The organism is Streptomyces sp. NPDC031554 (assembly GCF_055580685.1).
Genome location: NZ_JBVIKX010000012.1, coordinates 1 through 26,199 on the forward strand (window position 1 = coordinate 1; position 26,199 = coordinate 26,199).

Below are 26,199 nucleotides of genomic sequence, written 5' to 3' on the forward strand. Positions count from 1 at the left end.
GCATCAGCGTCCTGTTCGCCATGCTCCGCGACGGAACCTTCTACCAGCCGAGAAGCCCCCGACTCGCTTGACGAAAGACATAGAGGCACCCCCCCAGTCACCCGTCCCCGGCCCCGCAACGAGGCCACCCCTCCTGACCGGCCAGACCGCACACCCGCACCACCCCGCCCAGAACCCTGCCCAGGACCCCACCCCGGGCCTGCCCCACCCGGTCCACCCCGGCTCGACCAAAACTATCGGCACCCCTCCGACACTGTGGGCGACAGCCGTATCCCACGAAGGAGCAGGCCCGCATGGCGGACAACACCACAGCCCACACCACCACACCCCCCCACGTGGTCATCATCGGCGGCGGCATCTCCGGCCTGGCAGCCGCCTTCTTCCTGCGCAACGCCCCCGTACGCATCACCGTCCTCGAGGCCTCCTCCCGCCTCGGCGGACAACTCTCCACCGCAGAACTCGCCGGCATCCCCATCGACGACGGCGCCGAATCCACCTACGCCCGCCGCCCCAAAACCGCCCGCCTCCTCCAAGAAGCCGGCCTCACCGACCACATCGTGGCCGCCGCCACCAAATCCATGGCCATCTACACCCGCGGCCAGATCCGCCCCCAACCCCACCGCCAATTCATGGGCATCCCCTGCGACCTCGACGAACTCGCCAAAACCGGCATCGTCTCCGACACCGCCATCACCCGCGCCCGCCAAGACCTCACCCTCCCCCCCACCCCCCACGACACCGACACCACCGTCGCCGACTACATCAGCACCCGCCTCGGCCGCGAAATCGTCGACCGCCTCGTCGACCCCTTCCTCTCCGACGCCTACTTCGGCACCGCCGACAACCTCTCCTTCGACGCCACCCTCACCCCCCTCGCCACAGCCGCCCGCCGCCACACCTCCCTCACCACAGCCGCCAACACCCTCCTCCCCCCACCCCCACCCACCAACCAACAACCCACCACCGGCATCTCCACCCTCACCACCGGCCTCGGCTCCCTCCCCCACACCCTCGCCAACCACATCCTCACCACCTCACCCCACGCCACCATCCACACCAACACCCCCGCCCACACCCTCACCCGCCACACCCACGGCTGGCGCATCACCACCGGCACCCCCACCCACCCCCAACACCTCGACGCCGACGCCGTCATCCTCGCCGTCCCCGCCGACCAGACCCGCCGCCTCATCACCACCCTCCCCCACACCACCACCGCCCGCACCGCCCTCGCCGACATCCCCCACAACGACTCCCTCATCATCACCCTCGCCTACCCCCCCGGCACCCTCACCCCCCAACACACCCACGGCCACAGCGGCTACCGCATCCCCACCACCGACGGCCACACCCTCCAAGTCGTCACCTTCACCACCCACAAATGGCCCCACCTCAAAGGCGGCCCCGACATCATCCGCTGCCAAGCCACCCCCACCCCCACCCACCCCAACCTCCTCACCCACACCGACCAAGAACTCACCACCCTCACCACCCACGAACTCACCCAAGCCACCCACCTCACCACACCCCCCATCGCCACCCACATCACCCGCTGGCCCACCACCATCCCCCAATACACCCCCGGCCACCACCACCGCACCCAACACATCCACACCACCCTCCACCAACACCCCCGCATCACCACCTGCGGAGCCACCTACCACGGCATCGGCATCGGCCAATGCATCACCAGCGCCCTCAAAGCCACCCAACACATCCTCAACCAACTCCCCCCCACCCACACCCCTCAATAAACACCCAAACCGTACACCCACAACCACTCGACCACCGGCTGGTAGTAAGTGAAGCCGCCTGAGCCGCAGTTACCACTGCTGCCGACGATGATGCCGAGAGCCGTACCGCCCGAGAAAGCCGGACCGCCGACATCTCCGGGCTCGGAGCAGACGTTTGACCGGAACAGCCCGTACACGGTTCCCCCGCCGTGGTTGACGGTGACGTTCACGGACTGGACGGTCCCGCAGCGGTGTCCGGTGGTCCGTCCGACGTGGCAGACCGGCTGTCCGACGACGGGAGTCGCCGCGGCGGTGATGTCGCGGATACCGGCGCCGGCGCCCAGCGAGACCTCGCCCGGGTAGGCGACCGCCGTATTGGTGTACCGGACGCTCGCGTAGTCGTCGCCCGGAAAACTCACCCCTGCCGTGACGCCGACGACGACGGTCAGGGCCGCGTCGGCGTACCAGGTGCGGGCGGCCTGGGCGCACCGGCCCGAAACGAGTGCGTACGGCGTGGAGCCGGAACGGGCGTGGAAACCCACGGTGCAGCGGGTGCCGGTGCTGTAGAGGGTGTCGCCCCCGCGCACCACGACGGCCGCCTGTCGCCCTGTCCGCTCGTCGGCACGGGCGGCCGGTCCGACGGCGGCGGACCAGCCGAAGAGCAGCGCCAGCACGACGACGGACCGGGCGACGGTTCGAAGGGGTCTCTGGGAACGCATGGGACTCACGGCGGCCTCCTGCGGTGTGGGACCTGCCATCATGTGTCTCCCGGGCCCGGATGGTCAGGCCGAAAGCCGCCAACCACAGGGCACGCGGCCGGGGTTGCCGGCCGTCCTCGCCGACGGTGGGAAATCGTTCCGGCGGATCCGGCGAAACCTGACGTCGCTCCGGGTCCGCGCTCCGCCGTTCCGCATCCTTCTGCGCGTCCGTCCGACTCCCGGATCCCGGGGCGGTCGACGTGGGTACTGCTACTCATGCACCGCGTGCTGCCGACGTCCACCGTCGCATGCGTGTCCAAGACCCCTCTTCGCAGAGCCCGAGCCTCCAGGAGACCCGTCCTGTACGCGGTCGCAGGACTTGCGCTGGCCGCACTGTCGGTTGCCGCCACGGAGGCGGTGAGCTTCTTGTGGAACGGCTCGCCGTACCCCTCGGCCGACCCCGACGCGGTCGCACAACGGCTGATGGTCAGACCGAGGAACCACCGGTGCTCCGGCAACTGGCAGGTCGTCAAGTGACGTCCGTACACGGCTCGTCCGCGGGTGCGCGGAACGTCAAGGGGCCCCACCGGAATGCCGGCGGGGCCCCTTGTGCGGAGACGGTGGCGGAAGCCGAGCGCCGTGTGGCGGCGTCAGAAGCCGAGCGCCTTGATCAGCAGGATCTCCAGAGTGACGGTGCCCCCGAAGGCGGCCGCCCCGCGGAGCACGGCGTTGGCCCAGTGGGCGCCCGCCTGCCAGGAGAGGACGGCGGCGGTCACTCCGGCGAGAAGAGCCACGAGTCCGATGAACGCGAAGCCGAGCACGGTGGTGGGCGCGAGAGCCGCAGCGGAGAGGTGGACGCCGGAGGCGAAGAGGCTGAGCATGAGGCCGAGTCCTTCGGTTGTGGAGGGGTGTTCGGGCGGGTCGTGAGCGGGCGAAGTGCCGCAAGCGACCCGACGGCAGAACTCTGACACCACGAACCGGACAAAGTCCGTCCCGGATTTGTACGCGATCGATCGGCCGAGGCGCGCTCCCGCTCAATACGACTCCGTACATAAGCAAGGGGGAATTTGTACGGGGAAGTCCGGAGACTGGTCGCGTGATGCGTTGGAGAGGCATGTCTCATGACGTTCCGGAACTGCTGGGTTCCTGGGTACCGAGCCCCGAGATCGCTCGTTTGCGTCCCCATGTACACCTTCTGGTGCGTGGCGCGGTACTGAGCTGGTCGGTTCTGCATCCTGACGGTCCTCTGCGGAGCCGTCGCGGAAGGCGGCTCGCCGCAGCGCTCTCCGTGACGGCGTCGGCCCAGGGAATGCTGCTCGCGCGCTCTCCCCTGCCCGGCAACCTGACGGACGTGTGCCATCTGGTGATGGACACCGTCGAGGCGGCCGCGGCCGTGGCGGTGTACGGGGACCGGCCGGAGGATCCCGGTATCGCCGCGGCACTGCTGCCGGCGGTGGGTTCAGCGGTGGAGCGGATGTACGTCCGGGGTCCGACGGTCGGTGCGTTGTCGCTCCTGCTGCCGATCACGGCGGCCTGCCTCACCCGGCGCGCCAAGGGCGGCACGGTCTCCGTGGCCGATGTGCTCACCTATCCGGCGGCGGCGATGGCGCTGGGGGCCGCTCTGCGCGGACGCGAGCAGTGGGCGAAGTTCGGGCTGATCCGCAAGGAGAGGGTACGTCGTCGGGCGGCATGCGCGGGCAGCCGGTTCTTCGGGCGCATGCAGCATGCCGCGGACGGCGGCCGGGAGGCGCTCGACCTGCTGGTGAACGAGCTGCGGGAACTCACCGCCGTCGTCCACCCCGACAAGGTGAGGCAGGAGCTCCTGGCCGCCGAGGACCGGCGTCAGGACCTCAGCTCACGGGGCCCGACGGCGAGTTCGCTGGCGGAACGGGGGCCGCTGCCGGCGCAGTTGTCGGTCGTCCTCCGGCAGTACGAGATGCAGCGCGGTGAGGAGCCCGACATCCGGCGCAGGGTCTTCCTCGTCGGTGACTCCCCCGCGCACGAGCCCGGGACGCGGCTGGGCGGGCTGCTCCTCGACGAGCACCAGGTGCAGGACCTGGTCGCGGTGCTGGACCGGCACGACGTGACGGGTGACACCACGGTCCGTGTGGAGAACGTGCAGCGCCAGGGCTCCGGCCACGCGGTCGGGTTGCTGATCGCCACCGGTGGCGCGGAGGCCGACGGCGGGAGGCGTTTCACCGTCACCCTGGCACCGCGTCGCAGGCCGTGGCGGCTGGACCTGGTGACCGCGGGCCTGCTGGCGGAGGTGGGCTGGAGCGCGAGCATCGCTTCCCCCGCCCACGCGCACGTCCCCTTTCGCGCCATGGCGCCGGGGCTGTCGGCACTGGCCGCGGGTGCCGCGATCGCCGGCGTCCGGCAGCGCTACCGGCCGCTGCGGCACAGCTCCGACCTGTGTCTCCTCGTCTGGCCCGGGTCCGTGTGGCTTGCGGTGGCGGGCGGCAGGACCATGCGGCGCGAGACGTACGTGCCCGGCGGTACCTCGTTCTTCCCCGGACTCCACGTGCTGTGCGGCAACATGTACCTCCTCGGTTCCCAGTACCGGGAGATGAGCCGGGCGGGCCGGGCCTGTGTCATAGCCGGAACGGCGGTGCAGATGGGCGCCACGTGGTGCGCCGGGTCGCGCCGGCCCGGCGACCGGAGCGGCTTCGCCGCCGAGCTGGTGTGGTCGACGCTGGCCGCGGTGGGGGGCGCGCTGCTCGGCAGTGCGTTGCGGAAGCTGAGCTCACGTGTCGTCTCGGAGCAGCAGAAGATCACGGAAACCGCGGTGAACGACGCCTGGCGCGGCGGGTGGGACGACGCGCACGCTCACGCGGAGTTCCTGCACTCCTTCGCCCACGGCCTTCTCCGGCAGGCGGAGGAGGCACCGGTACCCGACGTGCACGACGACCTCGAGATCCACCGGCTGAGGCTCGCGGAACTGCGCAGCATGCACGAGCAGGCCGCGGCGGTGCTGCGCGGTGCGCGTTCGCGGCGCCGTACGCCGGCAGGCCGCGATCGAGCGTCCGACCCGGTCGGCCCCGCTCCCTCCACACCGGAGCTCACCGCTCGGAAAGGGACACCGTGAAGTACCTGATCGTCGACGACCTGCCCATGAACCAGTTCAGCCTCCGGAGATGGTTACTGGACAGCGAGGCGGCGGACGCCGAGTTCTCCTCGCCCGTCGAGCGCTGTGACGCCATGGGCTTCGAGGAGGCCCTCGCGCTGGGGCCGCGCTGGCGGGAGTACGACCGGGCGATCGTGGACGCGTTCGACATCCGCGGTGACGAGCGCCGGGCCGAGGACGCGGCCAAGCACGGTGTGCCGGGAAACCTGCACGACCGGTTCCGTGGCCGCGACGTCGTCCTGGAGGCCAAGAAGCACCATCCGGGGATCTCCGTGATCGTGACGAGCACGTACGCCGCGTCGACGCCCTACCTGGCACGCCAGTTCGCGGGAGCGGGGGCCGACTACCTGTTCCGCCGCGACCAGATCTTCGACCAGGAGCTCTTCGTGGCGGCGGTGCGGGCTCCCGAGAGGTACCGGTCGGCCCGTCAGCGGTCCCGCCGCGAGGACAGGAATCTCAACCAGGTGGCCGCCCTCCTGGCCGCCGCGTCCGAGCCGGAACGCAACGCCGTACTGGGCAGACCCCAGCAGCCGGGCGCCAAGCCCGCCCGCCGGAAGGTCGACTCGATCGTCAGGTCGGTGATCGACGCCTTCTCTCTTCCTCCGCAGGGTGGCAGCCGCAGGCCGTACATGCCGAGGATCCGGCCGCTCCTGAGGGAGTACTTCGGACAGCACCTGCCCAATGACGACCGTCCTCTCGGCCATCGCGACCGGGAGTGATCACGGATTTCGAGGATCACACCGTTTTCCTCCACGCCGTCACCTCTCCTTCATCCCGTTGATACTCTCCGTCACCCATACGGTGGTGAGAGGCGGGCATGGACGGACGGATCACCCTCGCCGGTGTGCGCATGTGGGGATGGCTGGCCCTCGACGCCCTGCGCCGCGAACAGGACTACCTCAACGCCCACAACGCCTTCCCCACCCCGGACCGGGACACGGGGGACAACCTCGCCCTGTTCTGGGAGGGCTTCGCCTCCTCGTTGGCGGCGCTCCCCGGCCACATGTCCGCGCGAGCGGCCGTCAGACAGGCGGTCGTGGGCAATACCGGCGTGGTGGGCAACAGCGCGTACATCATGCGGGCGTGGCTCCTGGGCTTCGCCGGCTCCCTCACCGATCCACACGGCCCCACGACTCCCACCACTCCCATGACTCGCACGGCTCCCGCCCTCTCCCACGCCCTACGGGCCGGGGCGGAGGCAGCGGTGCAGGCGGTGAGCCGGCCCGCGGCCGGGACGATGCTCACCGTCTTCTCCACGACGGCCGAACTGTCCCGCGCGCCGGGCGGGTTCACTCCCGCCGCGCTGGGCGGGCCGATGCGGCACCTGCTCGCCGGCTCACCGGCTCCGGGTCCGGACGGCACACCGGTGGACGCCGGGGCCTACGGTGCGCAACTGGTCCTGCACGCCCTCGCGGCCGCCCTGGCGCCGGCGCCGGCATGTCCGCACGTGGCTCGTCCCCACCACGAGGCTCCCTCGTCCCCGACGGGCGTGCCGCGTCAGCCGCCCGAGTACGAACTGCAGCTCACCCTGCGGACCCCCGACTCGACGCTCCCCGCCTTGCGCAGCGCACTGGACGACCATCCGGCCCTGTCCAGCGTCGTGGTCGTGTCCGAGCCGGGAAGTCCCCAGGTGCACAGCGTCCACCTGCACTCCCCGACGCCTGAACTGCCCCCGGACGCCCTGCCGTCCCGGGTGGAGGTCCTCCGCAGCTCCAGCTCGCCCGTCGCTCCCTCCTGGATCCCCGGTCAGCGCCGGGAACGCGAACCCCACTGCGCGGCTCTGGTGGTCACCGGGTCCCCGGAGGCGCCGTACCTTCCGGCGGAGACGGACCGCTGCACAGGCGGTGAGCTGCCCGATGCGATCCGGTCCGCGGCGGCCTCGAGCACCTGCCTCCTCGTCATCGACTGCACGGAGGGGAACCCGCAGGCATCGGCCACGACGGTCACGGCCGCGCGCAGACGGCACCCCTCGCTGCCGTTGCCGCTCCTGCGCGGCCCGGCCGACAGCCGTACGGCAGAAGCACTGCGGGCGCTGCGGCCCGCCGCCGGCCTGCTGGAGAACGTCCGCGCGGTGGCCGAACGGCTCCGGTGCGACCGCTGACCGGCCGAGGCGGCCTGCTTGCGGGCGATCGCCGCGTCGACCGAGGACAGCGGTGTCGACCGCCTGGCGGTACGTGAGCCGGGGATCGCCGGCGTCGCCCGCTTCGGCCTGGGGCCGGCCGGAGGACATGGGGGCCCGAGGGCGTGACCGGAGCAGGAGAACCCTTCACCGTGAGGATCGTGGACGCCGGCCTTCCGCGGTGCCGGATCGCCCTCTCCCCCTGCGGGCCCTCGCATCCGAAGCGTCCTGACACCGCGGAGTCCTGACACCGCCGTCACGCCTCCGGCGAGAGGCCGCCCCCTCTCCTTCGACGACGCACTGCTACCGGGCGCCCGTTACGGACCCAGGGCCATGGCCGGCGGCCGGCGGCGCTTCGTGTGACGGGCGGCACGCGGGCCGAGGCCGGCGGGCAGGCGCGGGACGGGCCGGCGGGGCACCATCACGAGGGGGCGTCCCTTGCCACCCCAGAACTCCTTCGTTAATATGTGCTTACTAAATGCAAATGGAATTCCGATTAGCAAATAGAAGGTGTCGCGCGCATCGCTCGGAGCATTTCTCGGAGCACCTGGGGGATTAATTGGGGGACCTGCCCGAAGCCGACCGCGGTCGCGCCGTCTGCATCACCGGAATGGGCTGGACCACCGCCCTCGGAGACGGTCTCGACCAGGTCTGGCAACAGCTGACGAGCGGCCGTACCGGTGTCCGGGAGTTCCCGGGCGACGGCGGCGCGCCCGTAGTCGCCGCGGCCCTGCCGGCCGACGGCACCGCGGACCGGCCCCCGTCCGAGCGCCAGGTCTCCCTCGCGGTGGCCACCGCCTCCGCCGCCCTGCGCGACGCCGGCTGCGCCGCCGACGACGTCGGCACCCTCGTCCTCGGCAGCAGCCTCGGCCCGCACCTCGACGACGCCGCCGGTGTCCCGCCGCACACCCTCACCGCCGCCGTCGCCGACCGGCTCGGCATCGCCCGCTCGGCGTCGGTGAGCACCGCCTGCTCGTCCGGGGCCGACGCCCTGGTCGCCGGTGCCGCCCTGCTCACCCGGGGCGAGGCCGAGCGCTGTCTGTGCGGCGGGATCGACCTGCTCACCGAGGGCAAGCTGCTGGGCCACCGGGCGCTCGGCACCCTGTCCCCCTCCGGCACCGTCCGCCCCTTCGACACCGACCGCGACGGCACCCTCTTCGGCGAGGGCGCCGGTTTCCTGCTGCTGGAGACCCGGGCCGCGGCGGCCGCACGCGGCGCCCGCGTCCTGGGCGAACTGCGCGGCTGGGGCGCCTCCAACGACGGCACCGGCCCCACCGCCCCCGACGAGAGCGGTGCCGGCGCGGTCCTCGCGGTGCGCCGCGCCCTGGCCAGGGCCGGGGCCGAGCCCGGCGACATCGCGGTGATCAACGCCCACGGCACCGGCACCCGGGCCAACGACAAGGCCGAGGCGTCCTGCTACCGCACGGTGTTCGGCACCGGCTCCCACACGCTCGTCTTCGCCACCAAGCCCGCCCTCGGCCACACGCTGGGCGCCACCGGCGCGCTGGAGGCCATCGCCCTGGTCCTCGCCCTGCGGCACCGCACCGCGCCTCCGGTACCGGGCACCCGCTCGGTCATGCCGGAGCTGTCCCTGCCCCTGGCCACCGGCCGCGCCCGGGAGTTCACCGGTTCCCTCGGCGTCAGCCTCACGCTCGGCTTCGGCGGCTTCAACACCTGCCTGCTCGTGGCGGGCGCGGACGGAGCGGTCGCGTGAACGGGGACCTGTGGTGCCCCGCGGGAGCCACGGTCGCCGGAGCGGCCCGCGTCGAGACCGACGACCCGGCCACCGCGCGCCGCAGACTGTCCGGCCTGTACGCCGATCCCGTGGCCTGGCTGATGGCCGAGGTCGTGGCGGCCGCGCTGGAGGACTGCGCTGCCGCCGCCCCGGACCGTACCGAGGACGTCGGGGTGGTCGCCGTGGCCGAGGGCGCCACGGCCCGCACCCTGCGGGCTCTGGCGGCGGCCGTGCCGAGCGGCCGGATGTCCCCCATGCGGTTCGCGGGCGCCGGGCCTGGCTCCCCGGTCGGCGTCCTGTGCGCGGTGTTCGGCTTCCACGGGCCGGTGTCGATGCTGCCCATGCCCCCGGCGCCGGCCGCGCCGCTCACCAGAGCCCTGTGCGGCGACTGGCTGCTCGGCGCCCCACCCAGCGCCGCGCACGTCCTGGTCGTCACGCACACCACGACCGACGAAGGCAAGCACCAGGCGGAGTGCCTGGTCGTCAGTGGGCCGGCGCCCACGCGGAGGCCCCGGAGAACATGACCGCGCAGAACCCGACCGACCGGCACCCCGCCCCCACTCCCCCGCTTCCCGACCCCCCGCCCGGCACGCCGGGCGGCCGGCTCGGCACGTTCACGAGCCCCCTAGACACGTTCACGAGCCCCCTCGGCCCGTCAGCGAGCCCGCCCGTGCCGGCCGCGAGCCCGCTCGACCCGGCCGCCGTCGGCGACTTCCTCGCCCGGACCGAGGAGGCCTCCGGCTCCGCCGACACCGGCCCCGGCCCGCTGCCCGCCCTCGTGGAGCGGTTCGCGGCGCTGCCCGCCCCGCCGGGAGCGGTCGTCGTCATCGCCCTGCCCAACGGCGTCCGCGCGCTGCGCTTCTTCTTCGCCGTCTCCCTGGCCGGGCACACCCCCGTCCTGCTCTCCCCGTCCACCCCGGTCGGCCGGGTCCGTGAAGTGGCCCGGGAGCTGGGCGCCTGCGCGCTGGTGCGGGCCGCGATCCGCGCCGAGGGCGTCACCGGCGTCACCCGTACCGGCGGCGCCGACCTGGGCCTGTTCACCGACTGGCCGTACCGCGGCCACGGACCCGGCCAGGTCGTGCTGATGAGTTCCGGCACCTCGGGCATGGCCACCGGCTGCCTGCACTCCATGGACGCGCTGCTGCGCAACGCCCGCCGCCACGGCGGGTCCGTCGGCCAGCAGGCCGCCGACACCGTGCTGGTGAGCCTGCCCGTCTACTACTCCTTCGCCCTGGTGGCCCAGGTCCTCGGCGGTCTCGTGCACGGCTCGCGCCTGGTGATGGCCGGCCCGCCGTTCTCGGTCGCGGGCTATCTCGACACCGTCGCCGGCCGGGGCGTCACCCTCTCCTCCCTGACCCCGAGCCTGGTGAAGTCCGTGGTCACCGCCGGCGGCGAACTCCCCGGCGCGCTGCGCACCCTGACCGTCGGCGGACAGGCACTCGACCCGTCGTACGTCTCGCGGGTGCTGAAGCTCAACCCCGGACTGGCGCTCTTCGTCACCTACGGGCTGACCGAGGCCGGGCCGCGGGTGTCGACCCTGGCCGCGCACCGCGAGCCGCCGCACCGGCACGGTTCGGTGGGCCTGCCGCTGGAGGGCGTCGAGGTGCTCACCCGGCCCACCGGCACCGGAGAGCGGGAACTGCTCGTGCGTTCCGACACCGTCTACCGGTGCCGGGTCGGCGAGGCCGCGCCGTCCAAGCGGGGCGACCTGATCGAGCCCGGACTGCTGGCCACCGGCGACATCGGGCACGTGGACGACGACGGGTACGTCCACGTCACCGGCCGCTCCTCGGACTTCGCGACGGTGCGCGGCGAGAAGGTCTCCACGGCGACCGTGCGCCGGGCGGCCGAGTCGCTGCCCGGCGTGGTGCGCGCCGCGACCCGGATCACCGGCGTGGACGACGACTCCACCGCGCTCACGCTCGACGTCTACGTCGACTCCGCGGTGCCGCCCTCGGAGGCGGAGCTGCGGCGCCACCTGCGTTCCCTGCTCACCCGCAACGAGCTGCCGCTGACCGTGCGGATCCGGCCGCTGGCCGCGGGCGAGCACCACAAGTGAGCGCGCCGGGGCCCCTGACCCTGTACTGCGTGCCGCACGCGGGCGGTTCCGCGCGCAGCTTCGTGCGCTGGCGGCGCGAGCTGCCGCCGGCGGTGGTGGTGCGCCCCCTGGAGATCGCGGGCAAGGGCCTGCGCTCCCGGGAGCCCCGTGCGGCCACCCTGCGCGAGGCCGCCGCCGACCTGGCCGCACGCGTCGACCCGGGTGGCCGCTACGCGCTGTTCGGGCACAGCATGGGCGGCCTCCTCGCCCACGAGACGGCGCTGGCCCTGGCCCGGCTGGGCCGGCCGGCCCCCGCGTTCGTGGTGGTCGCCGCGGTCCGGCCCCCGCACCTCCTCGAGGACTCCGCCTACGGCCCGCTGCTCGGCCTCGGCGACGACGCCCTGCTGGACGCGCTCGCCGCCCACGGCCGGATCCCCCGGGAGGTGCGCACCTCACCGATGCGGCACCAGTTCGTGCCGGTGATCCGCGGTGACCTGGCACTCCTCGCGGGCCACCGCCCCGGCCCCCGACCGCGGCCGCTGACCTGCGACCTCCTCACCTGGTACGGCACCGACGACCCCGACACGCCGCCCGGGACGGCGGCCGGGTGGCGCCCGTACACCCGTGCCGCCCACCGGACGGAGGCCTTCGCCGGCGGCCACTTCTTCCCCCACGAACGGTTCCCGGAGGTGGCGCGGCGGCTGGTGGAACTGGCGGAGGCCGAGGGGACGCCGGGGCGGGACGGGAGACGGGAAGAGGCGCGGGAGCCGACGCCGGGGCGGCGCCCCGGTCCCGCGTCCGGGCCCCGGCAGGCGTCCGGGCGCTGACCGGGGGTGGCGGGCCCGTCGGTCGGTGGGACGCGGCGACGCCGGACCGCCCCGCCGACCGCCGGGCGGGCCGCCGGACCGGGGCGCGCGGACCGGGACCGCGGCAGCCGCCCCGCGGAGGAACCCTTCCGGACCGGTGGCCGACAGCCGGGGAAGCGAGGAGCCGAGGGCCGGGCAGCCGGCCGGGGCAACGGCGGGAGCGGGGCGCCGGCACCGGGCCGGGCGCCCCGCTCCACCGGTTCGCGGGCAGGTCAGTGCTGGACCGGGCAGCCCCCGCCGCTCCCGCTGCCGCGGACCGGTGCGTCGGTGTCGTGGCGGGTGCCCAGCAGCCAGTACGCCTCTTCCGCGGCGCGCCACAGCTCCGGGAACAGCGCCAGCTGCGAGCGGGCCTCCAGTGTGGCCAGGGACCGGCCGCCCAGGCTCTGCGGGAGCTCCGCCGGGCCGGCGGCCTCCCCGTCCGGCGCGGTCCCGGCCTGCGCGGCGGTCTCCTTGCGCAGGCCCGGCTGACCGCCCAGCTGCGACCACACCATGATCAGGTGGTGCTGCTTCCAGCCGAGGACACCGGCGTCGAAGCGGAGCATCGCCTCCCGGACGAGGGCCAGGGACTGGGAGGCGGCCGTGCGCGGGCCGTCGTAGCCGTCGTCCTGCTGGGCGATCACGTCCTGGAGGGACAGGCCGGCGCGTGCGACGGCCTGCTCGTACGCCTTCCACACCGGGCGGGCCACGCGCCGCAGGTTGCGGTAGCCGGGCGAGTCGAGGCCGGTGGCGTCCTCGGGCAGCGCGTTGCGCATCATGAGCAGGCTGTGCTGGGGCAGGTGGTCGGTGAGCAGCCGCACCGCCTGCACGGTCACCTCGCTGAGGCCGGTGGCCCGGTCGAACAGGCGCACCGCCGGCGCGAACCGGTCGTGGTCGAGGTGGCCGATCGCCCGGCGCAGCTCGTAGTGGACCTGCACCCAGGCGTACTCGGTGATCAGGTGCGTGACCTGGAAGAACCGCTGGTCGGGGTGGTCGGTCTCGCTCTCCGGGACCAGCGCGCCGAGGGCGTCGGTGAGGTGGAGGACGTTCTCGTAGTTGCTGCCCCGGTCGAAGTCGTACGACAGCAGGGCGTTGGGTTCGTCCGGATTCAGCGAGCGCTTCACCTGGTCTCCTCCGCGGTCTCCTGCTTGGTGAACTCGACCAGCCAGTGGCCGGGCAGCTCGAACCTCTTCGAGTCGGTGAGGGCCAGGCCGACGCCCGCGCCGAGGTCGCGCAGGTCGGCCATGCTGCGTTCGCGGCCGCCGAGCAGGACCAGCATCAGCAGGTCGGCGTAGCTCGCCATGACGGGGTCCTTGCCGCTGTCGAGGAGCCGTTCCACCACCACGACCCGGCCGCCGGGGGCGAGGGCCTCGGCGCAGCGGCCGAGGATGCGGCCCGCGTCGTGGTCGCTCCAGTTGTGGAGGGTGTTGGCGATCAGGTAGACGTCCCCGCCGGCGGGCATCGGGTCGAAGAAGCTGCCCGTGACGAGGTCGCAGCGGTCGCCGACCGGGGCGGTCGTCTCCTTGGCCTCCTCCACCACGCTGTCCAGTTCCAGCAGGGTGCCGCGCAGGGCGGGGTGCTCGGTGAGCAGCTTCAGCAGCAGGGAGCCGTTGCCGCCGCCGACGTCCACGACACGGCCGACCGACCCCCAGTCGTAGATGCGGGCCAGTTCCGGGACGAGCCGGGCGGCGATCCGGGCGATGCCCGCGTTGAAGGACTTCTCGATGTCGGGGTGGGCCGCCAGGTCGTCCCAGAACGGCCGCCCGTGGGCCTGCTCGTAGACCGGCCGCCCGGTGCGCACGGCGTCCGGCAGCCGGCTCATGGCCGGTTCGAAGCGGGCCTCCATCGGGCGGCTGGGGTCGTCGAGGTCCAGCCAGCGCCGCAGGTTGCCCGGGTGCGAGGAGAGCAGGACCCGGCCCACCTCGGTCAGCCCGTACGCCTTGGCGGTGCCGTCGGGCGTGGTGGTCTCGGTGAACAGGCCGAGCAGGCTCACGTAGTGCAGGACGCGACCGAGGGACTGCTCGTCGGTGCCGGTCTCGGCGGCCAGGGCGGCCGCGGTCCGGTGCCCCTCCTCGACCAGGTCGGGCAGCCGGAGCGTGGCGGTCACCCGGACGGCGATGGGGGTGAACCCGGAGCCCAGGGCGAGGATCGTGTTCAACGGGTCTTGACGGAACACGCGGACAGCTCCTTCTCATTCGCGTTCAGGGTCGTCCTCCGGACTTTTCCGGTGGCGCTTCAGGGGTTCTTCTCTATCTCGTCGAGCGCGTCGAGGAAACGCACGAGGTGTTCCCGTGCACCGAGCGACGTACGCAGGTATCCGGGGAATCCGAACAGTCCCGCATTGCGAACGAGAATGCCGAAATCCGCGGCGAGCCGGTCCTGGGCGAGGGCGCAGTCAGCGGCCGCGACGGCGACGAAGTTGGTCACGGACGGCAGGTGTCCGCGGCCCCTGCGGTCCAGTTCGCCGATGAACCAGCGGCGCCGGTCGTCGGTGGAGCGGCGCACCTCCCCGAGGAAGTCCGGGTCGCCCAGGGCGGCGAGCGCGGCGGCCTGCGCGAGCCGGTTGACACTGAACGGCAGGGCGCGCAGCGTCCGCCGGACGGCGCCGATCAGGTCGGGCGGGCCGACGGCGTAGCCGACGCGCAGCGCGGCCAGTCCGTACGCCTTGGAGAAGGTGCGCAGGGTGACGACCGGAGCGTCCCCGTCCAGCAGGCCGCGGGTCTGCGGGGTGCCGGGCCCGGCGAACTCCATGTACGCCTCGTCGCACACCAGCGGCACCCCGGCGCGGGCCGCGGCGGCGGTGAGGGCGGTCAGCTCCTCGCCGGTGAGGGCCGCGCCGCTGGGGTTGTGCGGATTGCACAGGTAGCCGATCCCGTGGCCGGGCAGCCGCGCGGCGAACGCCTCGGCGTCGACGGCGGTGCCCGTCAGCGGTACGGCGGTGCAGCCGCGGCCGGTCAGCTCCAGGCAGGTCCGGTAACCGGGGAAGGTGCCGTCGGTGACGAGTCCGGGCCGGTCGCGGTCGCCGAGGGCGAGAGCGGTGGCCAGGACCAGTTCGTCGCTGCCGTTGGCCACGGCGATGTGGTCGGGGGTGACGTCCCAGTGTCCGGCGAGGGCGCGCACCAGGTCCTGGCGTTCGGGATCGGGGTAGACGCTCGCGCGCCGCAGCTCGTCCTCGGCCGCGCGCAGGGCCGCCGGGCTGGCTCCGAACGGGCTCTCACCGAGGTGCAGCCGGATCAGGTGGTCGGCACCGGGGACACCGGTGTTGAAGGTCCGGTCCGGGGCGGCGGCCGGCGTCACAGGCGGTCCCCGAGCAGGACGCCGAAACAGTAACTGCCGACCTCGGCCTCCAGGGTCAGGAAGCAGTGCTCGCTGCCGGCCGGGATCCGCATGACGCACGGGGAGACCAGCTCGTGGCGGACGCCGTCGAGGCGCACCTCGATGCGGGCGCCGCCCTTGTTCGGGGAGACCAGCAGGTACAGCTCGTCCACCGGGTGGGTGTGCGGCTCGGCGACGGGTTTGCCGACCAGGGCGCTGAGTTCGCCGCCGGCCAGCTGCACGGGCAGGCCGCCGAACATGTCGGCGGTGAGGTAGAAGGGCGCGGGCCGGTGGTGGCCGGCCACGGCGAGGGGGATGGGCAGTCCCTCGACGATCTCGGCGTCGCCCGGGCGTCGTTCGCCGTTCTCCGGGTGTCGTTCGCCGCTCATCGGGCCTCCAGCACGAACAGGTAGGTGTGCGGGGCGCCGAAGGGGATCGTGCGGCGCAGGTGCAGGCCGCCCTCGCGGAAGAGGTTCTCGTACTCCTCGCGCGTGTAGATCGGCACGCCCATCAGGGCGTGGGCGAGTTCGAAACCGCTGGAGAAGACCGGCAGGGCGCCCCCCGCGCCGCGCGGGCGGACGGTGGTGTCGGCGAGGAGGAAGGTGTGCGCGTGCGGGAACGCCTTGCGCAGCGCCGGGATCACGTCCATCCGGGTGCCGGGGTCGACCAGCAGGTCGTGCAGGAACATGAAGCTCATGGCGACGTCGACCTGGTCGGCGCCCTCGATGCGGCGGCCGTGGAAGAGGACGTCGAGGACGTCGGCGCAGATCGGCCGGACGCGGTCGGTCAGTCCGTGCCGTGCGACGGTGCCGGCTGCCAGTTCGGTGGCGGAGGCGCTGATGTCCAGGCCCAGGCCCCGGGTGCCGGGGCGCGACTTGACGAGCCGGGACACCCGCTCGCTGATGCCGCTGCCGAGATCGGCGAGGACGGAGAAGTCCAGTGCGGCGATCTGCTCGTCCAGCAGATGGCGCATCATCGCCAGGTCCGCCTGGGCCGAACCGAGCGCCACCATGCCCTCGTCCCGCCGGACGTCGTGGCCGAAGACGCGTTCTCCGCGGGTGATGGCGGCCGCTTTCGCGAACACGTCGTGATATCCGCCGACCCCCCAGGTGAAGAAACCGATTTTACGGCGGAGTTCGTCCCAGGCCCGGGTGGGCGTCACCCGGTCGCCTGCCACCACGAGGTGGCCGAAGGACTCCGAGGCGGTGAGGAGTTGACGGAAAACGGTTTCCTCGAGTCCGTTCAGGCGGCAGTACTCCGGTATGTCGAGTGCACCGGACTCGTCGAACCAGGCGAACAGCCCGAGTTGCTCCAGGGCGTGCACGACATGGGTGGAGATGAATCCGTTGAACGCCGTGTCGGCGTCGATCGGGGTCTTCGCGTCGCCGTTCCATTCGGCGGGCGGTAATACCGCGTCACCCCATGTCTGAAAGGTGTCGCGGGAAGCGGGAGCAGTCACGGGAAATGCCTTTCTCGTCTCGGTCGATTCCTCCGTGCAGCCGTGACCGGCATACGGTCGGGCCGATCGGTCAGGAGATCGGGGAAGCGGCGGCGATGCGTTCCACCGCGGCCGCCAGTTCGCGGACCGTGGGGTGGTCGAAGAACAGCCGGTTGGGCAGCCGCACACGGAGCTGCCGACGCAGCAGGATCAGAACCTGCGTGGCCTTCAGCGAATGCCCGCCCGCTTCGACGAAAGGCGTGTCGTCGTCGAAGTCGTCATGCCCGAGCACTTCGGTCCACGCCGCTCTCACCTGGTCTTGCATCCGCCGGAGGGGTTCGGTCGCGGCGGCCGTGCCGGCGGCCGCGCGCTGTCTTCCGAGCGACCCTTCGGCTTCCCTCCCGTATTCCTTTCCGGACTGCTCGCCCGATTCCCTTTCCGGACGTGTTCTCACACCGTCTTCGCTCAAGAGGAATTCCCCCGGATCAGTGCGGCTCATGGTGCGCGGCCCGGCTGCGGCGCAGCCGGGCGTGGGCCGCGCCCAAGGGCGCAGCTGTGTGAAGCTTCAATTTTTTGATCCCCCGTAGGAACGGACGCACAAACCGGTGGATCGACCGGTTCGGTCCCTGGGGCGAATGATCACCGTGACGGCCAGATTGCCGATATCGGAGCGTAGGCAGCGGCCGTCGAGCCGGTCAAGGGGTGATTGTCGGCCACTCCTCCGGTGCGGTCGCGGCCGGCGTCCCGGGACACCCCGTCACCTTCCGGGGTATGACACATGCATCGGCCAACCGCATGGCCGAAAAGGACGTTGACGGCCGAAAGTTTGCACCCCTACCGTCGATGAGTCGTTTGTGAACGCAGTATTTCAGCAGCTGCTTTCGAGGGAGAAGCGATTCGGCGTGACAGGGGGCATGATGTACGCCGCGACGAGGGCTCCGGACCGGTTGCCCGACCTGTTTTGAACTCCTTCGGATTTCCATGGTCCACGGACTCCGACGAACTCCGGGACGGCCTTCCACCTGACCCGTGGCGGCGCCTTCTCTCACCAGTGGCCTTCACCGGCCTTTTCCTTTACTTCTCGCGGTGCTCCGCGCCGCCGCCCGCTGTGCCGGGCGGCGGCGCGGAGCACCCGCGTCCGTCACGAGATGCGGCAAGGAAGCGTGTTGAGGCATGCAATTCTGGGCGCCGGCGGAGTGGGACTCGCCGTCGGGGCGGCGCTGTCCCGCGCCGGCCACGAGATCGTCCTGGTCATGCGGGAGGCGTCGCTGGCCCGCTACCCGGGCCTGATCGCCGTCCGCAGCCGGCTGCGCGGCGACCACCGGGCCGCGGCCCGTGCCGTGGGCCGGCTGGAGGAACCCGTCGACGTGCTGTGGGTGACCGTGAAGGCGCCCGCGATGGGGGCGGCACTGGAACGCGTCGCCCCCGGGGCGGCACCGGGCTCGGTGGTCCCGCTGCTCAACGGGCTCGACCATCCGGCCGTGCTGCGCGCCCGGTTCGGGGACCGTCAGCTGGTCGGCGCGATCCGCGTCGAGGCGGAACGGACCGCGCCGGGGGAGGTCACCTGGAACTCCCTGTTCGCGGAGGTCTCGCTCGCCCCGGACGTCCCGGCCCGCTCTCCCGGGGCCGGACCGGTCACCGGGCCCGCCGCGGCGGCGGACCCGGCCGAAGACCGGCTCACCGCCCTCGCCGAGGTCCTCACCGACGCGGGCATCGGCTGCGTGCGGCGGCGGGACGCGGCCGGCGTGCTGTGGCACAAGCTGGTCCTGCTGCTGCCGCTGGCCCTGGCCACCACCGTGGCCGACGGCCCCCTCGGCGCCGTACGCCGGGACCCCGGGACGGCGGCGCTGTTGCGCGAGGCCGCCCGGGAGGCCTGCGCCGTGGCGGCGGCCGAGTCGGTCGCCGTCGACGTGCGGCAGCTGCTGCACACCCTGGACACCCTGCCCGGCCGGACCGACACCTCCCTGCACCGGGACGTCGGCGCCGGCGTACGGCCGTCCGAACTCGCCGCGCTCACCGAGCCCGTGCTGCGCCGGGCCCGGGACCACCGGGTGCCCGTACCGGCGATCGCCGAGCTCGCGCGCGGGGCCGCGGACCGGGAGCGGAGGGCGGCGGTCACCGCGCCGCACCCATCCACCGACAGCAAGGAAGAGACGCCATGACCCTGGAAGCCACCCTCAAGGAGATCCTCGTCGAGGACCTGTTCCTCGACGTGCCCGCCGACCGCATCGGGGACGACGACGGCCTCCAGGACGTCCTGGGCCTGGACTCCCTGGGCTTCGTGGAGCTGCGCGCCCAGTGCGAGGCACGGTTCGGCGTGAGGATCACGGACGCCGAGTTCACCCCGCTGCACTTCCGTTCGGTGCGCACGGTGGCCGACCTGGTGCGCACCCTGCGGGCCGCCGCGGGCGAGCACCTGGTGAGCCCGAAGTGACGGACGCACGACGGCGGCCGCGGGAGAGCGTCCGGCCCGCCTCCTCCGAGCAGCTGGACGTCTGGCTCGCCTGCCGGCGCGAGCCGGAGTCCGACCGCTACAACGTCACCGTCGACCTGGAGTTCACCCCTGCCGTCGACGAACCGGCGCTGCGGGCCGCGCTCGGCGACGTGCTGCGCGCCCACCCGGCGCTGCGCAGCGCCTTCACCACGGAGGGCGGCGAGCTGTGCCGCACCGTGGAACCCGACCCGCCGGTGGCGTTCCTCACCGAACGGCTCCCCGGCCGCTACGACCGCGAGGCGGCGCTCGCCCGGGCGGTGGTCGCCGGCCGGGCGCCCTTCGACCTGGCCACCGCCCCCCTGCTGCGCGCCGCACTGCTGTCCGGGGAGGGTGGCGCGCTGCTCGCCGTCACCCTGCACCACATCGTCACGGACGGCTGGTCCAGCCGGATCCTCGCCGAGGACCTGGTGGCCGCCTACCGCTCCCGGACGGCGGGCGGCCCGGACCCCGCCCCGCGCCCGTCCGCGGTCCCCGACGCCGACCCCGCCGAACGCGCCGCCGCGGACGCCGACGCCGAGGCGTACTGGACCTCGGTCCTGCGCGACGCCCCCGCTCCCCTGGCGCCCCCGCACGACCTGGTCCCCGAGGACGGCTTCCCCGGGCCCTCCGGGCGGGTGGAGGTGGCGCTGCCCGCGGAGGTGACCGCGGGCGTCCAGGCCCTGGCCACCGCCGAACGCGCCTCCCCCGCCGTGGTGTCGCTGGCCGCGTGGTCGGTGCTGCTGCACGCCTGGGCCGGCGAGTCCGAGGGCACCTTCGGCATGGTCTTCGCGGGCCGCCGCGACGCGGACGCCGACCGGGTGGACCTGTTCAGCCGCGCCCTGCCGGTCCGCGACCGCCTCGCGCCCGGGGACCGCTTCCTGGACGTCACGCGCCGGCTGCGCGAGCAGATGCTCGACGCGATGGAGCACGCGCACCTGCCGACGCGGCGGCTGCGCGAGATCCGCGGCGCACACGCGGGCGGTCCGGGCCCGGAACGCACGGTGTTCATGTACACCCCGGCGTACGAGGACGAGTGGCGCGCCGGCGACACGACCGTGCGCCGCTTCGACCATCCGGACGAGACGACGAAGTACGAGTTCTCCCTCAACGTGCTGGAGAGCGCGGCCGGCACCCGGCTGTGCGTCTACTACGACACCGCCCGCCACCGCCCCGACACCGCCGCCCTGTTCGCCGAGGAGCTGCGCGAACTGCTGGCCCGTGCCGTCGCGGAGCCGCACACCACCTGCGGCGACCTGCTCGCCGCCTGCGACCCCGGCGCGTCCGGGGAGAGCTGCGTGACCGGGGAGACCGGGGAGACCGGGGAGACCTGCGTGACCGGGGATGCCGTCCGCGGCGCGCCCGCCACCACTCCGGTGCCCCTGGTCCCCGACCTGGTCCTGCGGCAGGCGGCCGCCCGTCCCGACGCCGTCGCCGTACGCCACGGGGAGCACGCCCTCACCTACGGCGAACTGGCCGAGCGGGCGGGCGAGCTGGCCGGCTGGCTGCACGGTCGGGGCGTCGGTCCCGGCGACACCGTCGCCCTGCTGCTCTCCCCCGGTGCGGAGACCCCGGTGTTCTGGCTGGCCTGCGCGCTGGCGGGCGCCGCCTACCTGCCGCTCGACCCCGCCTACCCGCAGGCCCAGCTCCAGCTGATCGTGGACGACGCCCGCCCGGCGGTCCTCGTCACCGACCCCGACTGCGGGCACGCCGTCACGCTGCCGGAGGGAGCGGCCGTACAGGTCGGGGAGGCCCGGGAGCAGGCGCGCGGGCTGACGCCCCCCGCACCGGAGGGGACGTGGCGGGCGGGTCCCGCGCCGGAGGCCGCGACCCTGTGCGTGCTCTACACCTCCGGCACCACCGGCCGGCCCAAGGGCGTCGTCCTGCCGCACCGCGGCCTGGCCCGGCTCTTCGAGCGGCCCGACTTCATCCCGCTCGACGCCACCGACGTCGTCGCCCAGCTCTGCCCGCTCAACTTCGACGGCGCCAGCTACGAGATCTGGGGCGCCCTCGCCCACGGCGCGCAGCTCGTCGTCCTCGACAAGCACCTGGTCCTCAGCCCGCGCGAGATGCGCGCGGTCGTGCGCGAACGCGGGGTGACCACCCTGCTCGTCACCACCCCGCTGCTCAACCGGATCATCGAGGACGCCCCCGACACGCTCCAGTCGCTGCGGTACGTCTACTTCGGCGGCGAGCTGATCTCCGTACCGCACATGCGCCGCGCGCTGCGCTGGAGCCGGCCGGGGGTCCTGCTGCACAGCTACGGCCCCACCGAGAACTCCTTCACCTCCACCTGGTTCCCGGTCACCTCCCTCGCGGCGGACGCCCGGACCGTGCCCATCGGCCGGCCCGTGCCCGGCACCGAGGTCCGGGTGGTGCAGGAGGGCTCGCTGCGCCCGGTGCCGCGCGGCGTTCCCGGTGAACTCCTGCTCGGCGGCCAGGGGCTGGCCGACGGTTACCTCAACGCGCCGGAGCTGACCGCCGAGCGGTTCGTCACCGACGGCACGACCCGCCTCTACCGCACCGGGGACCGGGTGCGCCGGCGGGCCGACGGCCTGCTGGAGTTCATCGGCCGCAACGACAACCAGGTGAAGATCCGCAGCCAGCGCGTCGAGCTCGGCGAGGTGGAGGCGGTGCTGGACGCCCACCCGGCCGTCGGGTCGGTCTTCGTCACGACCCGCGTCAACCGGCGCGGCGAGAAGGAGATCGTCGCCTACGCGGTCGCCGCGCCCGGCACCGACGCCGACGACCTCGGCCGCCACGCCCGGCTGCGGCTGCCCGCCTTCGCCGTGCCCTCCCACCTCGTGCTGGTGGACGCGCTGCCGCTCACCCCGACCGGCAAGATCGACCGGCGGCGTCTGCCGGACGTCGCGGACGCGGCGGACCGGGGAGCGCCCTCCGATGCCGCGGCCCCCGCGGGTCCGGCCGCCCCCGTCCCCCCGGCCGCCCCCGCGGGTCCGGCCACCGCGTCCCCGGCCGTCCCCTCCGGTCCGGGCCCGGCACCGGCTCCCGGCCCCGTACCGGCCGGCACTCCCGCGCTCCCCGAGGTGACGGCCGGGGTGCGGGCGGCCTGGCGGGCCGTGCTGGGGCACGACGGGTTCGGCCCCGACCGGAACTTCTTCGACGCCGGCGGGCACTCGCTGCTGCTGGTGGGGCTGCAGGAACAGCTGCGGCTGGCGACCGGCGCCGACGTGCCCGTGATCGACCTCCTGCGGCACGTCACGGTCCAGGACCAGGCGCGCCTGATCGCCACCGCGCACGGGCGGCCGAGCGGCCCGGCGGAGCCGGGGACCGCACCGGCGCGGACCGCACCGGACGCCACATCGGTACCGGACTCCGTGTCCGCACCGGACGCGTCCGCCGTGACCGGATCCGCCCCGGCAACCGGCTCCGGCTCCCGCTCCGAGTCCGGCTCCGGCCGGAACGCCGCCGGTCGCGCGCCTTCGGAACCCGGCGCACCGGCGCCGGCCGGGCCGTGCCTCATCGTCCTGTCCGCCGCCACGGCCGACGCGCTCGCCGTCGCGCGCGAACGGCTGGCCGACCGTCTGGAGTCCGCCCCGGACCTGTCGCTGGCGGACGTGGCCCACACCCTGGACACCGGCCGTGAGCGCTTCGCACACCGGTTCGCCGCCGTCGCGCACGACCCGGCGCAGGCGGTCCGGGCCCTGCGCACCGGCCCCACCCCGCCGCCCGCCGCCCCGGGCGGACCGCCGGCCGTGGTCCTCGCCTGCGCCGACGCGGAGGACACCGGAGACGACCGGTACGACGGGCGGCACGACGGCACGGCGGACGGTGCCGGACGGCTGCGCCTGCGGCTGGAGCTCGCCGCCCGGATCACCGCGCGGGGCGTCGCCCCGGCCGCGGTGTACGGCACCGGGACCGGCCGGATCGCGGCGGCCGTGCTGAGCGGCGCGCTCACCCCGGACGAGGGCGCCCGGCTCGCGGCCGCCGGCCCCGGCGACCGGGTCGCGCCCGCGCTGCGCGGCACCCGCCTGCTGTGGACGACCGCGCTCGGCCCCGTCCCGCCCGGCGAAGGCACCCCGCAGGAGCAGCACCTGACCGCCGAGGCCGAACCGGCCAAGCTGCTCCAGCTCGTCCGCGACCGGCTCGGCGAGGTGGCCGTCGTGGACGTCCCGCCCGCCGAGCCGTCGGAAGAGGCCCTGCTCGGCGTCCTCGCCGCCCTGTGGTGCCGGGGCGTCGACGTCCGCCCGGTCCCGCCGGGGACGGCGGTCCGCCGGCTCCGGCTGCCCGGTCACCCCCTGTCGTGGGCGCACCCCGCGCCCGGCGCACGTCCGTGAAGGAAGGTCCGCATGCCGCTCGTACGTGGCGAAGCCGCCGTACTCGTCGAACCCGGACGTCTGGAGGTGGAGGAGGTCGCCTTCCGGGACCTGGCCGAGGACGAGGTGCTCGTCCGCAACACCCTCGCCGCCATCTGCGGCAGCGACGTGCACCGGGTGCGCGCCGAGTCCCCGTTCTTCCGGGACATGCGTGACCACCCCTACCCGTGCCCGGCGGGTTACCCCGGGCACGAGGGCGTGGGCGAGGTGGTGGAGAGCCGCTCGGCGCGCTTCGCCCCCGGCGACCTGGTGCTCACCGTGCCCAACCACGCGTACATGGCGTCCTTCGCGCGCTACCAGACCATCGCCGACCGGTTCTTGCTGCCGCTGCGGGACACCGGGTCCCCGGCCTCGCACCTGATGGCGCAGCAGCTGGGCACGGTCGTCTTCGCGCTGAAGCGGTTCTGGCCGGAGCCCGTCCCGCCGGGCCGCACGGCCGCCGTCGTCGGCGTCGGCTCGGCGGGCCTGCTGTTCCTGCAGACGCTGCGGCACCGCGGTTTCGAGCGGGTCGTCGCGGTGGACCTGGAGCCGGGCCGGCTGGCGGTGGCCCGTTCGCTCGGCGCGGACGCCACCGTGCTGGTGCCCGGCGACAGCGCCGAGGAGGCCGTCATGGAGGTGACCGGCGGGCAGGGCGCCGACCTGGTCGTGGAGGCCGCCGGCACCGACGGGGCGCGCGAGCACGCGATGCGGATGGTCGGGCAGCACGGCCGGCTGGGCTTCTTCGGCATGCCCGAGGCGTACGACATGAGCATCCCCTACGCCCATCTCTTCGTGCGCAACGCGCAGTTGGTCCACGCGGTGGGCGGGGCGCAGCTGGAGCCGGGGCTCGCCTCCTTCCGGACCGCGCTGGAGCTGATCGGGGAGGGCTCGATCCGGGTGGACGACCACCTCACCCACACGATCGGGATCAAGGACATCGCCGGGGCCTTCGAGCTGGCGCACACCCGGCGCGACGACGTCGTGAAGGTCGCGATCAGCTTTGACTGAGACGTGCTCGCCCGGGACGGACCGGGCCGGGAAAGGACACGGACGATGACGGAGCCGAGCCGTGCGGAGCGGACCACGGGGGCCGGGGACGCCGGGCCCGTGGCGGTGATCGGGGTCGGCGGCCGGTTCGCCGACGCACCCGACACCGGGGCGTTCTGGGCGAACCTGGTGGCAGGCCGGGACTGCTTCCGGCGGGAGCCGGTACCGGTCGTCGAGGACCTGGGCGAGGGCCGGCTGCGCGTGCACTCGTGGGGCGTCGCCCCGCACCGCGACCGGTACGACAGCGCGCTGGTCGGTGTCGAGGGGCTGGACCCGCAGCACGGCATCCTCCAGGAGTCGCTGTGGCAGGCGGCGGAGGACGCCGGGCTGCGGCTGTCGGCGATCGCCGACCGGACGGCCGTGTACGCGGGGTGCGCGCGCACCAAGCACGTGCCGCGCGCCGCGTTCGACGACGTGGTGCACGTCGACCCGACGTTCGCGGGCCCCTACTTCTCCTACCTCCAGGACCTGTGGGGCGAGTCGGTGATGCTCGACTCGGCGTGCGCGACGTCGGCGGTGGCGGTCCATCTGGCCTGCCAGAGCCTGCGGCTGCACGCCTGCGACTACGCGCTGGCGGGTGCGGTGGCCGTCCAGGGGGACGCCGACGGCACCTACGTGCGCACCCCGCGCAGCATCTACTCCACCGAGGGCGTCGTGCGTCCCTTCGACCGCCGGCACAACGGGGTCGTCCCGGGCGACGGCTCGGGCGCGGTGCTGCTGCGGCGGCTGGCGGACGCGCTGCGCGACGGCGACCCCGTGTACGCCGTCATCCGGGGCAGCGCGGTCACCAACGACGGCCGCGCCAAGGCGGGTTTCGTCATCCCGGGCGTGGACGGCAAGGTGCGCGCGGTGCGCCGGGCCCTGGCCGCGGCGGGCCTGACCGGCGGGGACGTCGACTACGTCGAGACGCACGGCGTGGGCATCCCGCTCAACGACCGGATCGAGGCCACCGCGCTGATCGAGGCCCTGGGCACGGAGGGACCGCCGGTCGCGGTCGGTTCGGTGAAGGCCTCCGTCGGCCACTGCGACACCGCCGCCGGCATGGCGGCCCTGATCAAGACCTGTCTGGCGATCGACCGCGGGTTCCTGCCCGCGACGCCGAACACCGAGGACCCGGTGGAGGAGTTCACCGGCCGCGGCGCCCGCTTCGGCATCCTCCCCGAGGGCCGCCCCTGGCCCGCGCACGGGCGTCCGCGCACGGCCGGCCTGATGTCGGCCGGCGTGGGCGGCACCAACGCCTTCCTCGTCCTGGAGGAAGCACCCCTTTCCTGAGATCCCGTCGGCATCCCGTCGGCATCCCGTCGGCATCCCGTCGTCCGTACCA

Annotated in this window: 21 protein-coding genes; 13 read left to right on the forward strand and 8 right to left on the reverse strand. The window is 73.7% G+C overall.

Features of this window, described 5'->3' with window-relative positions; translation table 11 throughout:
• The first annotated feature begins 293 nt into the window (after positions 1-293).
• Positions 294-1,754: a protoporphyrinogen oxidase gene (hemG, locus tag ACZ5FU_RS27185; RefSeq protein ID WP_451530501.1), complete on the forward strand. Its 1,461-nt coding sequence runs from the start codon at positions 294-296 to the stop codon at positions 1,752-1,754.
• On the opposite strand, the gene ACZ5FU_RS27190 is transcribed toward hemG, so the two are convergent.
• Positions 1,748-2,452: a S1 family peptidase gene (locus ACZ5FU_RS27190; RefSeq protein WP_451781016.1), complete on the reverse strand. Its 705-nt coding sequence runs from the start codon at positions 2,450-2,452 to the stop codon at positions 1,748-1,750. The genes hemG and ACZ5FU_RS27190 overlap by 7 nt on opposite strands.
• Before the next feature lie 629 nt (positions 2,453-3,081).
• Complete coding sequence (locus ACZ5FU_RS27195) at positions 3,082-3,312, reverse strand: hypothetical protein (protein WP_451530499.1); 231 nt, start codon at positions 3,310-3,312, stop codon at positions 3,082-3,084.
• Positions 3,313-3,740: 428 nt separating this feature from the next.
• Here ACZ5FU_RS27195 and ACZ5FU_RS27200 point away from each other — a divergent pair, with 428 nt between their 5' ends.
• The 7 genes from ACZ5FU_RS27200 to ACZ5FU_RS27230 all read left to right on the forward strand — a co-directional run bounded on the left by ACZ5FU_RS27200 (position 3,741) and on the right by ACZ5FU_RS27230 (position 12,274).
• A complete protein-coding gene (locus ACZ5FU_RS27200) occupies positions 3,741-5,516 on the forward strand; it encodes a hypothetical protein (RefSeq protein WP_469047211.1) in 1,776 nt (591 codons plus the stop codon).
• Positions 5,513-6,274 carry a hypothetical protein gene (locus tag ACZ5FU_RS27205; RefSeq protein ID WP_451530497.1) on the forward strand — a complete coding sequence of 254 codons (762 nt, stop codon included), beginning with the start codon at positions 5,513-5,515 and terminating at the stop codon, positions 6,272-6,274. Before ACZ5FU_RS27200 ends, ACZ5FU_RS27205 begins: the two co-directional genes overlap by 4 nt.
• A 98-nt stretch (positions 6,275-6,372) precedes the next feature.
• Complete coding sequence (locus tag ACZ5FU_RS27210; protein WP_469047213.1) at positions 6,373-7,656, forward strand: DAK2 domain-containing protein; 1,284 nt, start codon at positions 6,373-6,375, stop codon at positions 7,654-7,656.
• A gap of 577 nt (positions 7,657-8,233) precedes the next feature.
• On the forward strand, positions 8,234-9,388 hold the full coding sequence (locus tag ACZ5FU_RS27215; protein ID WP_469047215.1) for a beta-ketoacyl-[acyl-carrier-protein] synthase family protein: 1,155 nt from the start codon (positions 8,234-8,236) through the stop codon (positions 9,386-9,388).
• Entirely contained in the window at positions 9,385-9,933 is a 549-nt protein-coding gene (locus ACZ5FU_RS27220) for a hypothetical protein (RefSeq protein WP_451530494.1), read from the forward strand. The genes ACZ5FU_RS27215 and ACZ5FU_RS27220 overlap by 4 nt, the downstream gene beginning before the upstream one ends.
• 146 nt (positions 9,934-10,079) lie before the next feature.
• Complete coding sequence (locus tag ACZ5FU_RS27225) at positions 10,080-11,468, forward strand: class I adenylate-forming enzyme family protein (RefSeq protein WP_451781010.1); 1,389 nt, start codon at positions 10,080-10,082, stop codon at positions 11,466-11,468.
• Positions 11,465-12,274 (forward strand): thioesterase II family protein, encoded by an 810-nt coding sequence (locus tag ACZ5FU_RS27230; RefSeq protein ID WP_451530492.1) that lies wholly within the window; start codon positions 11,465-11,467, stop codon positions 12,272-12,274. The genes ACZ5FU_RS27225 and ACZ5FU_RS27230 overlap by 4 nt, the downstream gene beginning before the upstream one ends.
• 251 nt (positions 12,275-12,525) lie before the next feature.
• Here the strand turns inward: ACZ5FU_RS27230 and ACZ5FU_RS27235 are convergent, their stop codons facing one another.
• The 6 genes from ACZ5FU_RS27235 to ACZ5FU_RS27260 all read right to left on the reverse strand — a co-directional run bounded on the left by ACZ5FU_RS27235 (position 12,526) and on the right by ACZ5FU_RS27260 (position 17,511).
• On the reverse strand, positions 12,526-13,413 hold the full coding sequence (locus ACZ5FU_RS27235; RefSeq protein WP_451530491.1) for a hypothetical protein: 888 nt from the start codon (positions 13,411-13,413) through the stop codon (positions 12,526-12,528).
• On the reverse strand, positions 13,410-14,465 hold the full coding sequence (locus ACZ5FU_RS27240) for a methyltransferase (RefSeq protein WP_451530490.1): 1,056 nt from the start codon (positions 14,463-14,465) through the stop codon (positions 13,410-13,412). The genes ACZ5FU_RS27235 and ACZ5FU_RS27240 overlap by 4 nt, the downstream gene beginning before the upstream one ends.
• Before the next feature lie 59 nt (positions 14,466-14,524).
• The gene (locus ACZ5FU_RS27245; RefSeq protein WP_469047217.1) at positions 14,525-15,586 is read right to left on the reverse strand and encodes a pyridoxal phosphate-dependent aminotransferase; all 1,062 of its coding nucleotides are present in this window, start codon (positions 15,584-15,586) and stop codon (positions 14,525-14,527) included.
• Positions 15,583-15,993 carry a cupin domain-containing protein gene (locus ACZ5FU_RS27250; protein ID WP_451530488.1) on the reverse strand — a complete coding sequence of 137 codons (411 nt, stop codon included), beginning with the start codon at positions 15,991-15,993 and terminating at the stop codon, positions 15,583-15,585. The genes ACZ5FU_RS27245 and ACZ5FU_RS27250 overlap by 4 nt, the downstream gene beginning before the upstream one ends.
• Positions 15,990-17,063 carry an SAM-dependent methyltransferase gene (locus ACZ5FU_RS27255; RefSeq protein ID WP_451781005.1) on the reverse strand — a complete coding sequence of 358 codons (1,074 nt, stop codon included), beginning with the start codon at positions 17,061-17,063 and terminating at the stop codon, positions 15,990-15,992. The genes ACZ5FU_RS27250 and ACZ5FU_RS27255 overlap by 4 nt, the downstream gene beginning before the upstream one ends.
• A gap of 70 nt (positions 17,064-17,133) precedes the next feature.
• Positions 17,134-17,511, reverse strand: a complete 378-nt coding sequence (locus tag ACZ5FU_RS27260; RefSeq protein ID WP_451530486.1) for an acyl carrier protein — start codon at positions 17,509-17,511, stop codon at positions 17,134-17,136.
• Between the two features lie 697 nt (positions 17,512-18,208).
• Between ACZ5FU_RS27260 and ACZ5FU_RS27265 the strand changes: the two genes are divergently transcribed.
• The 5 genes from ACZ5FU_RS27265 to ACZ5FU_RS27285 are packed head-to-tail and all read left to right on the forward strand — an operon-like array spanning position 18,209 to position 26,147.
• A complete protein-coding gene (locus ACZ5FU_RS27265) occupies positions 18,209-19,204 on the forward strand; it encodes a ketopantoate reductase family protein (RefSeq protein ID WP_451530485.1) in 996 nt (331 codons plus the stop codon).
• Positions 19,201-19,476 (forward strand): acyl carrier protein, encoded by a 276-nt coding sequence (locus ACZ5FU_RS27270; protein WP_469047219.1) that lies wholly within the window; start codon positions 19,201-19,203, stop codon positions 19,474-19,476. The genes ACZ5FU_RS27265 and ACZ5FU_RS27270 overlap by 4 nt, the downstream gene beginning before the upstream one ends.
• On the forward strand, positions 19,473-23,810 hold the full coding sequence (locus ACZ5FU_RS27275) for a non-ribosomal peptide synthetase (RefSeq protein WP_469047221.1): 4,338 nt from the start codon (positions 19,473-19,475) through the stop codon (positions 23,808-23,810). Before ACZ5FU_RS27270 ends, ACZ5FU_RS27275 begins: the two co-directional genes overlap by 4 nt.
• A 12-nt stretch (positions 23,811-23,822) precedes the next feature.
• Positions 23,823-24,836: a zinc-dependent alcohol dehydrogenase gene (locus ACZ5FU_RS27280; protein ID WP_451530482.1), complete on the forward strand. Its 1,014-nt coding sequence runs from the start codon at positions 23,823-23,825 to the stop codon at positions 24,834-24,836.
• Between the two features lie 45 nt (positions 24,837-24,881).
• The gene (locus ACZ5FU_RS27285; RefSeq protein WP_469047223.1) at positions 24,882-26,147 is read left to right on the forward strand and encodes a beta-ketoacyl [acyl carrier protein] synthase domain-containing protein; all 1,266 of its coding nucleotides are present in this window, start codon (positions 24,882-24,884) and stop codon (positions 26,145-26,147) included.
• Positions 26,148-26,199: the final 52 nt, after the last annotated feature.

Excerpts from the sequence above, each read along its gene's own strand:
- hemG (WP_451530501.1), top strand. The coding sequence starts at position 294 with ATGGCGGACAACACCACAGCCCACACCACCACACCCCCCCACGTGGTC.
- ACZ5FU_RS27190 (WP_451781016.1), bottom strand. The coding sequence starts at position 2,452 with ATGCGTTCCCAGAGACCCCTTCGAACCGTCGCCCGGTCCGTCGTCGTG.
- ACZ5FU_RS27195 (WP_451530499.1), bottom strand. The coding sequence starts at position 3,312 with ATGCTCAGCCTCTTCGCCTCCGGCGTCCACCTCTCCGCTGCGGCTCTC.
- ACZ5FU_RS27200 (WP_469047211.1), top strand. The coding sequence starts at position 3,741 with ATGCTGCTCGCGCGCTCTCCCCTGCCCGGCAACCTGACGGACGTGTGC.
- ACZ5FU_RS27210 (WP_469047213.1), top strand. The coding sequence starts at position 6,373 with ATGGACGGACGGATCACCCTCGCCGGTGTGCGCATGTGGGGATGGCTG.
- ACZ5FU_RS27250 (WP_451530488.1), bottom strand. The coding sequence starts at position 15,993 with ATGAGCGGCGAACGACACCCGGAGAACGGCGAACGACGCCCGGGCGAC.
- ACZ5FU_RS27270 (WP_469047219.1), top strand. The coding sequence starts at position 19,201 with ATGACCCTGGAAGCCACCCTCAAGGAGATCCTCGTCGAGGACCTGTTC.
- ACZ5FU_RS27280 (WP_451530482.1), top strand. The coding sequence starts at position 23,823 with ATGCCGCTCGTACGTGGCGAAGCCGCCGTACTCGTCGAACCCGGACGT.
- ACZ5FU_RS27285 (WP_469047223.1), top strand. The coding sequence starts at position 24,882 with ATGACGGAGCCGAGCCGTGCGGAGCGGACCACGGGGGCCGGGGACGCC.